Annotated in this window: 9 protein-coding genes; 2 read left to right on the forward strand and 7 right to left on the reverse strand. The window is 42.2% G+C overall.

What is annotated here, in order from left to right; genetic code table 11:
* Positions 1–201 precede the first annotated feature (201 nt).
* Complete coding sequence (locus tag ACQKCP_RS11590) at positions 202–435, forward strand: hypothetical protein (protein ID WP_427612436.1); 234 nt, start codon at positions 202–204, stop codon at positions 433–435.
* Here ACQKCP_RS11590 and ACQKCP_RS11595 read toward each other — a convergent pair.
* Positions 422–1195 (reverse strand): hypothetical protein, encoded by a 774-nt coding sequence (locus ACQKCP_RS11595; protein ID WP_427612411.1) that lies wholly within the window; start codon positions 1193–1195, stop codon positions 422–424. The genes ACQKCP_RS11590 and ACQKCP_RS11595 overlap by 14 nt on opposite strands.
* A gap of 331 nt (positions 1196–1526) precedes the next feature.
* On the opposite strand from ACQKCP_RS11595, the gene ACQKCP_RS11600 reads away from it, so the two are divergent.
* Positions 1527–1880 (forward strand): hypothetical protein, encoded by a 354-nt coding sequence (locus ACQKCP_RS11600; protein ID WP_427612412.1) that lies wholly within the window; start codon positions 1527–1529, stop codon positions 1878–1880.
* A gap of 1 nt (position 1881) precedes the next feature.
* On the opposite strand, the gene ACQKCP_RS11605 is transcribed toward ACQKCP_RS11600, so the two are convergent.
* From ACQKCP_RS11605 to ACQKCP_RS11630, 6 genes are all read right to left on the reverse strand, one after another.
* The gene (locus ACQKCP_RS11605; RefSeq protein WP_427612413.1) at positions 1882–2025 is read right to left on the reverse strand and encodes a DUF2256 domain-containing protein; all 144 of its coding nucleotides are present in this window, start codon (positions 2023–2025) and stop codon (positions 1882–1884) included.
* 51 nt (positions 2026–2076) lie between these two features.
* Positions 2077–2247 (reverse strand): DUF2256 domain-containing protein, encoded by a 171-nt coding sequence (locus tag ACQKCP_RS11610; protein WP_010196547.1) that lies wholly within the window; start codon positions 2245–2247, stop codon positions 2077–2079.
* A gap of 252 nt (positions 2248–2499) precedes the next feature.
* Complete coding sequence (locus ACQKCP_RS11615; RefSeq protein WP_427612414.1) at positions 2500–8709, reverse strand: DNA repair ATPase; 6210 nt, start codon at positions 8707–8709, stop codon at positions 2500–2502.
* A 392-nt stretch (positions 8710–9101) separates the two neighbouring features.
* Positions 9102–11180, reverse strand: a complete 2079-nt coding sequence (locus ACQKCP_RS11620; protein ID WP_427612415.1) for a hypothetical protein — start codon at positions 11178–11180, stop codon at positions 9102–9104.
* 279 nt (positions 11181–11459) lie between these two features.
* Positions 11460–12116 (reverse strand): hypothetical protein, encoded by a 657-nt coding sequence (locus tag ACQKCP_RS11625; protein ID WP_427612416.1) that lies wholly within the window; start codon positions 12114–12116, stop codon positions 11460–11462.
* Between the two features lie 142 nt (positions 12117–12258).
* Positions 12259–13221, reverse strand: a complete 963-nt coding sequence (locus ACQKCP_RS11630; protein ID WP_427612417.1) for a Xaa-Pro aminopeptidase — start codon at positions 13219–13221, stop codon at positions 12259–12261.
* Positions 13222–13584: the final 363 nt, after the last annotated feature.

The following is a 13584-nucleotide window of genomic DNA, read 5'->3' on the forward strand; positions in this document are numbered from 1 at the left end:
TATGATGTGATTTTGGAGTAAATTTTAAACTATGTGTATAGAGTTTTACGAGCCTGATTATGATTTAAAATTACTTTCAAACGAGCTTTTAACTATCTAGAGTGTTGAGTATAAACTTTTGGTCAGCCAATCCATTAAACATCTTATAAAAAATAAGAATTAGTCTCTAGAGATCAAAGCAGTTGTGGGCAGCTAATTGATATCGATTTGGCCAGTATGATGATAACCATTACAAAAATCGTAATCTTGCCCATCTTACTGGGTGTTATCTTTCATAAATTTTTGAGTAAAAAGATCGAGTTCGTCACTGAGATATTACCAATGGTGTCATTATTGGTATCGGATATTTCCATCATTATAGCGACAGTAGTTGCCATGTCTAAAGCAACTATTTTAGATAGCGTTACTATCGTGTTCAAAGTTATCTTCTGTTGATGTAGTGTATATAAGTATCACCGCTATGCTGTGTACCCATTATAAAAAGGGTGAAACGAGGAGCAATGATAATCAAGACAAGCATTGATATAATAAATAAAAAATCGTACATTTTAAAATAAATCACGATACCCGTAAATATAGTGACAAAAAAAACTGTCAGTATATTTGCATAATGAATGGTTTCTTTTCGATGTAACCAAGCGCCTTTATCTATCTTTTCAAAATTATCTGATAATACGGACTCTATCATTACACCAACACTATACAATATATATATGTTCTCAGTAAAATTGGTTGACTGATACAAAAAAAAATTAGAACCATCTTTCATTTTTATAATAATCTTTAAAACTTCGACTTTGGATCTGTAATTATTAATTCTGTAACATCTGAATTTTTTTATGTTCGGCACTGATATATACTGTATTTTATTGTCTATCCTTAACTCAATTCTATCCCCTTTCAATTTAATATTGCCTTGTTGTAACCATTTGACACCTCTAAAAATCACACTCGGATTTATCAATAAAACAGCTGATAATATAGCAGTAATAAACATAGCAATTACTATAAATATGTCATATTCCTTAATAACGTGCATGAGATAGCCCGCAATAGGTATACTGAAGAATATAAGAAAAATGGCTATTATCTGAGTAAACCTAAGTAGTCCTAATCGAACACAAGTAAAGTCTTGCTGTACTGCCCAATCGTTTTCAAACTGTTGACTATGGGAAGCTCTATTAAAGAGCTGCATTTTACTTTCAATGCTTTTTTTGCCATATCTTGTTGGTTTTTTTACAGCTCGTTTTTGGCTTTTATTGCGCTTAATTATATTTTTTTCATTAATTTTTTTATACTTTAAAACATATTTTTCGCTATTTTAGCATTAAAACTAATATCCACCCTACTTTATTCAGTTAAATCAATACAATTGCGCCGACACCCATCCGAACAATAAATCACCTGCTCCCACTTCTTACGTCATGTAAGAGAACGCTGGCAAACGAAATAGGGTTTTTGTTTTATTCCATCAACTTGAACTAACATCATAGTTAATAAACAAATCAGATATCAAGGGATAAAGAATGCCAGCATCTCAAACTTTATTTAATCGAACTAAAAAAGAGTATCTACTATTTGCTCATTTACCCTTTAGCAAGCCCAATGAAATTTATGCTAGCGATGTGGCATGCTTAATAGTCACATGGTATATGTTAAAAAATAGCGGTGACGACATTTTATTTTTACCAGAATATGACAGTTATGAATCTGCGCTAGAGCCTTTCAGGCATAATATCAACGAATATGTTGAAGTTACTGACCATATAGTTGATACATTGATTCAAAGCAAATTAATTATAGATAATGGTCATTTATGGACTGACGAAGATGATGCCACTATTTATGAGCGAAATTTGATTAAAAACCCTAATTTATAAATCAATCTTTACCCTTCCCCCGCCGACACCGCTCAGAACAATAAATCACCTGCTCCCAATCCTTCTCCCATTTCTTACGCCACGTAAACGGGCGCTGGCAGACAGGACAGGTTTTTTGCGGTAGATTTACCTTTTTATGTGCCATCATCTGCTCCTTTGTGCCGTATATCTAATATCTATGGTTAATTGTTACTGCCTACTTATCTTCTTTTTGATGATCCAGCCCTTCATATTTTTTCACCCGTCGGCATTGGTCTGAGCAATAGACCATGCTCTCCCAGTTTTTATCCAGCTTTTTAGTCCAACTAAACTCGCGCTCGCAGACAGGGCAGAGTTTTTTGCGAACGTTCTTCTTTTTGTGCGCCATAATTTTCTCATTGGTTTGATATAGTCGATTCACTACCATCAGATACGGTGTCAGTCTTGCTTAACCTACTGTTTGTAGCAATTTTACTCACTGTCATTGTATCCAAAGTAGCTGTTGCCGACTATATTACCATTGTCTCTTCATCATAAGCCCTATTTATAGTGCTATTCATAAGTGCTAATCATCAGCATTGCTCATAAGCGTTAATAATCAATCATTAGTTGTTAATCGTCAGCTATTAATCAGTAGTGATTAATCATAATCGTCAAATATTTTATTTAGCCTGTTGAGACTATTGACGATTAACTTGCCAGATTGATCTGTACTGGTATCAATCGCTAGCTTCTCATCCATCCGCATCGTCAATGGCTCTAACGCTTGCTTGAGGGCAGTTGCCATCAATGCAGTCTGCTGATGAATATCAGGGATATCACTATCTGCCGCTTGATTCTCATCACTCTTAGCTAGGCTCTCAGTGAAACTATTGGACAAGCTATCCGCCATTTTTTGCGCCAGTTGTTCAACGGCATCGACTAGCTGCACCATCAGTGCTTTTTGCACGTCTTGGTTTTGCTTGAGATACTCGCCTTCTGCCTTTCCAGCATTGTGGTCATGCTTATATATTTGTAGCAATTGACTCACGCTTTTCTCAAAGCCATTATCGATACTGTCGCTGACGACTTTGGCATTGTTAACGACGCTATCGGCGAGGATTTTCTGTGCTTCTAATTGAGCGTTTAGCTGGGCATCGAGTTGCGCTTGCTGACCTGCCTCTCGTAAGCGAGCGATTTGCTCTGGATCGTTTTTCGTTAAGTATGTCTCAAACTGGCTACTGATGGCATTGAAGCCACTGGCCAAATCGACCAACTGGGCAACGATACGCGCGCCCGTATCGCCGTCTTCTCCGCCCATGGCTTTGTTACGTAAGAAGTCAGCTTTGATTTGCGCCCAACGCTCTGTTTCTGCGTCAGTTAAGACACCACGCATCTCGCCAAGCTTGAGCAAGTTGCTCTCTGCGCCTTGGGTCAATAGCTGTGACTCGCCCAGATAATGATCATCTATCAGCTGGTTCAGCTCGCTCTCATTCATGACCGCCGATAGTTTTTCGGTCATCTTGTTCATATTACGATAACTGCCCTGTAGCTTAAATATCGGCTCAACACGATACTTATCATCTTGCGAGGCGGAGGCAATATAGGCTTGATTGACGTCCAAAATGACTTCTTGCACCCTAAACATATGGCGCAAGATGGCGATAATTTCGTTAACTTCTGAAGTGCTATACGGATACGTCAGATCACTGCTTTGTGCTTGAGCAAGATTCGCATTATCCGTTTTCGCCATTTTAATCAAACGATGGACATCGCTTAAGTCACGGTTGGCCATTGGTGCGAGGACGGTATTAGAGGTCAGCGAGTTTTCGATATAACTGAGGGCAAACACCTCTTCCATACCGCTCATGATATCGCCTAAGTTGTAGATATCGGCACGGTTGGCAAGCATGTCTGGCACTTTAAAGGCCTCGCCGCTCTCAGTATATGGGTTACCTGCCATGACCACGCAGAACTTTTTGCCACGCATATCATAGGTCTTGGTTTTGCCTTGCCAGACACCATCGATACGGCGTGTGCCATCGCCCAATGAGATAAACTTCTGCAAAAATTCTGCATGGGTATGCTGAATATCATCGAGATACAGCATGACGTTATTGCCCATCTCAAAGGCTAAGTTGATTTTATTCAGCTCTTCTCGCGCAGTGGCATTGGGTGCTTTTTCGGGATCTAAAGACGTCACATCATGACCAAGTGACGGACAGTTAATCTTCATAAAGATAAGGCCAAGACGATTTGCCACGTATTCCATTAAAGTCGTTTTACCATACCCTGGTGGCGATATCATCATGAGAATACCCATCAAATCAGTACGCTTATCCTCGCCGACCGTGCCCATCTGTTTGGCAAGATTGTCACCGATAAGTGGCAGATAGCTCTCGTTAATCAGACGGTTACGCACGAATGAAGACAGTGGACGCGGCATAAATTCGTCCAGTCGCAACGTCTCTTTTGAGTCATGCAATATCTCTGAGCGCATGGCCAAATAACGTCTGTAGGCAGGGATGACTTGCGTATCATGATGATGCAAACGATTTAAGAAATCATCAACCGCAAAGGTTAAGGTCTGCTGATGAATACGTATATGCTCACCCAGCAGGTTATTAACCTGACTCTCAAGCGATACCTTACCCGTGCTACGCTCAAAGCTTTGTACTTGATTGAGCGGATTATTAATACTGGTCAATGATGTAGTCGATGAGGTGATTGAGGAAAATGACAAGGCCGATGGTTTGCTACTTGCGCCTTGGTTACCTAGTCCGTTACTGCTTAAACCTTGATTACCCAACCCTTTGTTACCTAGCCATTTATTAAAGCTAGCACCTGAATCAATGAGTCGTTGCACCAAGGCTTCACGCTGAGCATCATTTAACTGGGTAAGTAAAACAGCAATCGCTTCCGGCACATAATGACGGCCACTCTCTAGCTGTTGCTGGCGTAGCGCTTCTTTTTCTTTACTCTCAGCAAGCTGTGCTTCACTGAGTGTCTCGCCTGCATCATCCGTACCATCAGCTGACTCATTACCACCATAGGTTTTATCAAGTAGTGCATGAAACCATGTGGATAATAGCTCATAGGCTGACTTAGGCTGAAAACCCAGCTTGCCGACTGAAGACTGTAGTTGGTCAAAATTGGCGGTATTTTGCGTGCTACCTGAGGCACTATTTAGCGTTTGGCTTAGCTGCTCACACAACTGCTGCGCTTGTTGGCTGGTTTGCCAGTTTATTGTGTTAGATGCGCTTGCACTTGATTCCGCCGACTGCCCCATGACGCTCACCAAATATTCACAAGCAAGCTGAACGTAGCTTGATTTGAAAATGTTGGCGTTATGAACATCACTGGTATTTGAATCTGACTCTGGTTTTGATGTTGACTGCTTGCCGGCGCCATTATTAATGCCAGTACCGTTATCAGCGCTAAGACTGTCATCATTATGAGCCATAACAAAGTGACGCATCACTTGGCTCATGTCTTCGACCAATAGAGACTTCGCAGTATCGCTGCCCAATGCACGGCGCAGTTGCTCGGCGGTAGCGGCTCTATCCGTCCAGTTATTTGCGCGTGTCAGCACGGACTCATTTAACCAAGCGTCATAACCAAATTGACGTAAACTATCTAAACCAAGCGCTTGTACGATGTTTAGCTGCCAATAAAATAATTGTGCCAATGCTCGTACTTGCGGTGTATAAATCAGTAGCCCTGCCTCACGCAACGTTGGCAATATTTGCATCAATAATAGCGTGGCATCATGGTCATGAATGCCTTTGTCATAGCCAAGCTGATAGCGAGGGGTGGCGTAAGCTTTGACCAGTTTAGACAATGGACTGTCATTATCAATGTCGCCATTAACATCTAGGGTAATGACAGTCGCATCATATGCTTGATATAAACGGGCTTCGGTTAGTCCATCTTGGCTGTTTTTGGCACTTTCGATAATGCTATAGGCTAAGTACTCGGCGCGATACACCTTGTCAGACTCGGAGGCGATATTCATGTCCCAATACGGGCGCAAGGCGTTTAACTCAGTGTTATTAAGCACTTCATAATAGTCGGTACCCGTTAGATGCAAATTCAGCACACGCTTGCCATCTGACTGCTGACGACTCAATAAGGTCAAATCTAATGGCTGAGTATTAACCGAAAAACGATGCTTACCCAGTTTGATGATTTGGCCACCATCTTCAAACAAGTCCGACTTGTCTTTTAAACTCTTATAGCTCTCGATTTGGATGGCTTTTAGACGCGCATCGATGTCATCTGCTTTGACACTAAAGCCCATTGCTTGTAGCTCTTTTGCGATGTTGCGGACTTTTTGCACCAGACCATCAGCCGCAAAATACGTATTTAACGCTTCTTCTTCTGTAAATCCCGTGACGCCAGTGCTTTGTGTACGTTTTTTAATACTCTCAAGCATCCGCAGCGCGCCATCACCTAAGTTTTGTGCTTTACGATTGCGAGCATCAAGCAATTGCTGCTTATGGTTTTCAAAGGTTTCGTAAATTTCTTCACGTTTACTAATAATATCAGCTAAAAACTGATCGCCACTATTGGTCTCTGGATCAGCGAACTGACTCTCTAACTCTTCCAGCTGTACCAGCAATTTTGCCATTTGCTCGTCTGATTTCTCAGGCGTATTGGCAATGGATAACGCATTGGCAATAGATTGACCAAACAGCTTAAACTGTGCACCAAATTGTGCAACGGCCTCCGCTGAGCCTAGATTTTTGCGCTTATGATTGAGCTTTGCTTTGCTCTGATTGAGGCTAGCATAAATGGTCGATATGTCATCGATGATTTGCGTACGTACCGTGGCATCGGCTACATCTAGCGTCCCTAGCAACTCAGTTAATAAATCTAACCCTTGCGCTGTTTCATCAATTTTTTCCAGTACGGGTTTTAGCTCGGCATTGGTTTCTGCGGTGTTTAAGCGCTCACTGACATCAACCAATATGCCTTCGTAGCTTGATAGCGCCTCTTCACCACTTAAAAACAGCACCGTTTTTTCAGCAAGCTCGCTCTCTGCTTCCTCTAATTGCTTTTGCAATGCTTGTAACTTATCAGCATCTAGATAACGCAAATCCTCCAAGCTGACCAAACGGCCTTTTTGTCGTCTTAACGCTGACAACTGATCGACATAATCACTGGCAGACTCAAAACTAGTAACGCGTATCTGCCGCAAAATCTCACTTTGCTGCGTATCAGCATTGGCTAGCGCAGTTTGGGTTTGCTTTTGGATACTTTGTACTTTGGCGAACTCATCGATGACAAGCTCAGCCGTGGCCGTCACTTCCTTGATACTACTGGCGACTTCGCTCAGCTCAGGCTCAGACAGCCAATAATAGCTGTCAAAGAGACGACTGGTATTGTCAGCCAACTCTTCATAGAGCTTTTGAGAGACACTTTGATTATCAATCAGGCGAGTAATGCTATACAGGTCTGAGATACCACGTACCAGCTCTTTATTGCCGATTTTGCCATAGAAGCTCGTGCTTTCTGGCAGCTCACTCACATACTCGTGTGAGGCATAAGGGGTATGCCATATCTGCATCGGGTGAATACGAGATGGCTCACTTTGATCGCTAAACAGCACCAAACGGCCATTCTCAGCCAAAGCCATACCGTTGCAATAGATAGGGTTTGCTAATTGCTTTTTGATCAAATTATAAGGAAACAACCCCGTGACGCCCAAGTCTCTGTCATAAAATAAAAATAGAACATCTTCACCATTTGGCGATATGATTTTACGTTTGAATTTTAAGTCTTTGGCGTCCACATTATTGGCATCAAACAGCTTATATTCGCCCGTTTGCAGATAGTAGCCACCCGGAAATATGATGCCGTGGTCTTCTGGCAGCTGCACACACGATTGTCCAATCGCATCCAAACGTAATACCGCTTCGGTCAAGGTGTTATAAACAAAATAACGGTAGTCCTCTTCACGATAGGGCAATATTTTGAGCAGTATTAAACTGCCAACTTTGGCATAAGCAATCTCGGCATCGGTCAACGACTGAGTACGATCTTCGACAGGCTCACTATAGATACCCTGCCCTGACTGCGTATTATCCTCAATCTTGATGGTCAGATCTCCACCGACCGTCTCTACAAATATCGTATCCAAGATATTCATATGCGGATATTTGCCGTTGATCATCTGATCGCGTGTGGTTTCTATCCAGTCAAAATCATAGGCAGGCGGCAGTTCAATGTCACGCTCGCCGCGATTGTCGACGTAAGCGACTTGAGCAGACTCTGGTGTGCCTTGGCTAAAATCTAGCGCGAAACGGAACACTCGAATATCAGTGATGCGCTCTCCAATCTGAAACGCCAATAGCAATTTGCTGTCTTTCACCGTTATTTGAATTAAGCGCGTTTGCTTATAATATCGGTACAGCTCATTGAAGTCTTGGACAAAGGCATCTTGACCCAAAAAAGTGCCTGTTAAATCGACCTCTTCAAGTTGGTACTCTTCTTCACTCTCGACTGGCTCAATCAAACGATATAGCGACAATACATCCTTAACATTGCTCGCACGTTTGAGTCCCATAAAAACGTTGTAGCCAAATAGCAAATAATCGCCGACCTGCACCATATCCTGCGCCACACAGTTATGTTCGGTACGGATACGCGTACGGGCGATGACTTGCATTTGAGTACTGCCGAACTCTTCAAGGCGTGCAGTATTTAGCGTGGCCGTCTGTTGCTCTAAACGAGCACCTTGTTCTGTCAAACGTTTTTTGATGAGCTCATAAGCATTGCCCGAGGCAACCGCCTGATCAGTTTGGCTTGCTTGACTAGCATTAGGGTTGTCATTGCTATCTGGAGTGGTTAGGTTTTGCGTGTCCGCCATCGTTGCTCGTCCGTTTCTGTTTTTACATAATATAGTCAATCCTTTATAAAAGAGCTACAGCGTTAACCTCGCTTGAAGTATTACATATACATCTGCACTCGGTTTCCTTGTATCTCTTTTAAACTGAATCCACTATAAGAGAATTTTGGGCAATAAAGAATCATTGAAAGTAAAGAAGCACTTGGCTAATCTAAAAAAACAAGTGGTCACTGCTATTTTTTTAGATTAGCCAACTCATCATAATTCGTCGTTCTGAATCACCTTGAGTTAGCCAAAAAAATCTGCCGCCTACACGACAGATTTTGTATTTCAGAGAATATTACTTATTCATACTGTTAGATAAAAACTTACTCACTAATACTTGCCCATTAAGACTAGGCCTTTAGACCCTATTAATAAGTCGTTTTATCATCATTTTGCTTGGTTGCTTTCATGGCTTGACTGGCCATTACGCCATTGATAATACCACTCAACGTATCTGACTTGCCCGCTAGGCCATCGATGGCTTTGCCGATAGATAGTGACTTAGCAAAGTTATCAAAGAAATGCGCTTCGCCGCCAACAATATCGATTTTGGCTTTTTGTAGTGCTACTGCCAATACTTCAGCATTTTCTTTGGCTATCTCTTTACCTGCGTCGATCGATGCCAGTGCTTCTTGCAAGGCTGTCTCAAGACTCATGCGGAACTCTTCGTGCTCACGTGCTTCTTTATTCATGCTACCCATTGCATTGAATTTCTCGACCAGACCATCTGCTTCGGCTTGGAAATGTGCGCGAGTGACTTCGGCTTTTGCCAGTCCAACTTCGCGTTCTGCTTTGGCATTAGACTCACCGCGAGCTGCGATGATTTCAGCATCTGCCATACCTTTTTCACGTTCAGCCTTGGCAGTAGATTGACCACGAGCAGCAATAATCTCTGCATCGACCATACCGATGTCACGCTCAGCTTTTGCCTTAGATTCACCGCGAGCCGCGATAACCTCAGCATCTGCCATACCTTTTTCACGCTCTGACTGAGCTTCAGCTTGTCCAGTCGCTTTAATAATATTGGCTCTAGCAATGCCTTCTTTTTCCATAGAGACCGACTTGGCTTCTTGAATAGCAGCTTCAGCAAAGCCATGTGCAGACTCTTCGGCTTTAATACCTTCAGCCATTCTGATTTTGGCTTCTGACTCTTTGGCAGAGGCTTCAAGGTTAGCCGTAGCAAGCGTAGTGATTTCAACGGCTTTATGCTTGGCTGACAGCTCTTCGGCTTCGGCTTTTTTCACCTGACGTACTTTGATTTCTTCAGCATCCGCTTCTGCTGCTAGCACGCGTGTTTGCTTAGAGCGCTCAGCCTCACTAACTTCGCGAACTTCTTTGATACGCTCTTCTTCTTGCGCCACTGTTTTGTCGACCGCAATACGCTCGCGGATAACATTGGCGATTTCTTTTTTCTCAAGTTCAATCGCACGTTCAGCCTCGATGCGTTGCAAGTCAACTTCACGCTCACGAGAGACGATTTCTAAGTCACGGGCACGCGTAACCTTCTCTTCTTCGATGACAACTGCACGCAGACGATTTTGACCTGCTACTTCAATTTCACGTTGCTGATTCTCTCGCTGAATCGCTAAGTCCTGCTCAACCATGATGACGGCTGTTTCTGACTTCTTACGCTCTTCTTCTTCAATCTTACGAGTTTCAGCCGTTTCACGGGCAATCACTGACGATATTTCACGTTTTTGCTTAGCTTCAGCATCGGCTTGTTGACGCTCAAGCTCTAGCATCGCCTCTCTGGTTTCAACGTTCTTTTTCTTAACCGCTAGCTCTTCATCACGCTCAAGCTCATTGGTAATAACGTTTTGAAAAGCCGTTAGTTGAGTAATCTTTTTGATACCTTCAGCATCTAGGATATTACTTGAGTCCAACGACACTTTCGGTGTTTGCTCTAGATAATCGATTGCGACATCTTCTAAGACATAGCCGTTTAGATCGTTACCGATTTCTTGAACGATACTGTCACGAAACTCGCTGCGGTTTTCAAACAATTTAACGAAATCTATTTGCTTACCAACTGTTTTTAGCGCTTCTGAAAACTTGGCATTAAACAGCTCATTAACAGCGACTTTATCTGAAGCTCTCTCAACCCCAACCGATTTGGCAACTTTTAATACATCTTCTTCGGTTTCATTGACACGTAGATAAAATGCAACTGTGATATCAGCACGCATGTTATCGGCGCAAATCAGTCCTTCTTTACCGCGTCTATCAACTTCTAACGTGATGAGCGAGATTCTCATCAGCTCTTTTTTATTAATAACTGGCCAAACAAAGCCACCATCAAAACGTACGGCTATTTTGCTCACACCGTTGATAATTAGTGCTTTGCCCTGCTCAACCTTGAAGTAAAAGGCTTTGAGCATCAACAGTGCTGCCATAATGAAAACAAACGCCAGCACCACAACCACGCCGACGATAATGAGTATGTCCATGTTTATTCCTTTAATTGAAACATTCTATAGTCAGTTCTATATCCTTCAGATGTTCGGTCCGGCTTGCTCAACTACTCTATGTAGCAGTCTCACTTGCCTTTCTCATACCTGAACTAGTTGAACCAACAATAACTAAATTTAAAACCGTTCGTATGATGTAAAAAATAGAAGTTTTTTAGCTCAGTGGCTGTTTATTATTTATCAAGGCTTATCTTATTTTCGAGTTTACTCTATGCTAAAAGCGATGATAGAAAGTCGTATCGACTAAACGATTTATAATTATTTATCTTCAACAGGAGCGACTTGATAGGTATTTGTTTCTTCTAAATACGCGACCAACATCACTCTATCGCCCTTTTTCAGTAAGCTAGTACTGTTGTCTGAACGAACCTTGAGTATCAAACCTGCACCGCCATCATTCAATTCTGCCTCACCGTGCTTGTCCGTCACACTAAGTGTGCGCACAATCGCGATTTTGCCTACATTATTAGCAGAATTACGTTTGGGGATTCTGGCAATGTTTTTGCGGATGGGTGAAATGATCATGCCTGTCAGCCACATAGAAACGACCAATACGAATATTAGTGCCCCTGTGCCAAATACGTAATACAGAACACCAGAGTCAAAATTTTGATGTAAGAAACTGGTATACAAATAGCTCAATAACCAACCGATTAAACTAACTAAGCTCAATATAATGACTAGAGGCACACCGTAGAGACCAAACTTCAACATGAGGCCTGTAAAAAAACCGGTCGATGATAAATCAGAGACAGCAGCATCACTACCTGTCTCTCCAATATCCACGCTGTCCATATCTGCCATGCCGAGTAAAGATACTACCCAATATAGAGTAACGAACATCACAAGACCGGTGAAAACAATCGTTGGATATAAACTTATTTTGGTGATGAACACGAAAAAAGCCTCTTGCATTACGCGGGTTCTCCCTTTATGAACCTAATCTTCTATTTGTAATAACCTACTACAAAAGCTGAGGCTCTTCACTTAATATTTATAAACTTATGTTGTTTTACAAACAAGTTTATATACATATCATGGCATAAGACATACTTCTCTAACGACCCCATATCGGTGAGCGCACGACTCCACCATTTTGGCCGCTAATGGCATAGCTGATATTGCCTGACAGCGAATGGATAACTAGACTACCACCATTTTGGCTTGCTGCTTGCCCGCCCACATTCAAGTGGCGAATTGGATAGATGGCATAATTGCCAGAGGGAGATAGACGTGCGGGCTCATCAAGCCCTGTTTCTGCCAAGTTGACCACCTGTCCAGTCGTCAAGGTCATGACAGCCGCCTTGCGACCATTTAGATAAGCCATACGCTGACCATCTAAGCTAAGTTGAGGACTGGCCACATACCCATTTGTTGATACAGGTGTCGCATTACCCGTAGCGAAGTCATAACGATAAATTCGTGGTCGTCCAGCACGGACTTTATCACTGGTATAGACAAAGCTCTTGCCGTCAGCAGCGTAACTTGGCTGTACCTCTGTACTCGGCAGAGTCGTTAACTGCTGAGTATTGCCATCACTCAGACGCATCTTATAGATATCAGCATTACCACCAACAGTAGAGCTATAAAGCAAATCTTGACCATCGGGTGAAAATGACGCTGACATATTGCTGCCTTCAGCATTTACCACTAGGTTGCGCGTATTGCTACTACGATCATAAATATAAATTTTGGGATGCTCACGCGGGGCTTGTTTGCTATAGGCAAGCAGCTGTCCGTCTGTCGACCATGCTGGCGCATAGATATAGCCGTTAAGCTGATCGATGAGCTGACGATCGCTACCGTCAGGACGAATACTATAGAGTGTCGATACTTTCGCCGTACCTACGCCCTGCTCTTCTATATAGGCAATATATCCTTGGCGATCAATCACTGGCATACGTGCAGTCAGCGGACTGGTCTCAACTGTACTGATTGGCTTTTTTACTGAGGTATTAGGTAATGTCTGGCAACCGGTAAGCACAGCAAATACGCCGATGGCAATAGGTGCTTTTATCATTAGTCTATCTATGTTTGATTTAGATAGACTCCCTTTACATATGGTTGTTTTATTTATGGCAGTTTTCAGCATAGCGTCATATCCAACAGAGCTTGATGATAAAAGTCTTATAAATATTTAAAAAGGTAATCGTTATCGACATAAATTCAGAGCCATCACCATCAATTTAAAAAATCAAAGATATTACAGAAACATTACTCTAGTGTAACCTAAACTGGACTAAATTTTGGATAAAAAAATGCCCCACTTGATAGCGAGGCATTTTGCGTTTCAAAAAGAGCGACTTCACATGAGTAACTTCAAACGAGCAACTCTAATTGCTTAAGTTCACGAACCAGTCAAACTGTTTACTCAATCATTAAG

It is taken from the genome of Psychrobacter sp. NPDC078631, from assembly GCF_050268165.1.
In the GTDB taxonomy this organism is placed as follows: Bacteria; Pseudomonadota; Gammaproteobacteria; order Pseudomonadales; family Moraxellaceae; genus Psychrobacter.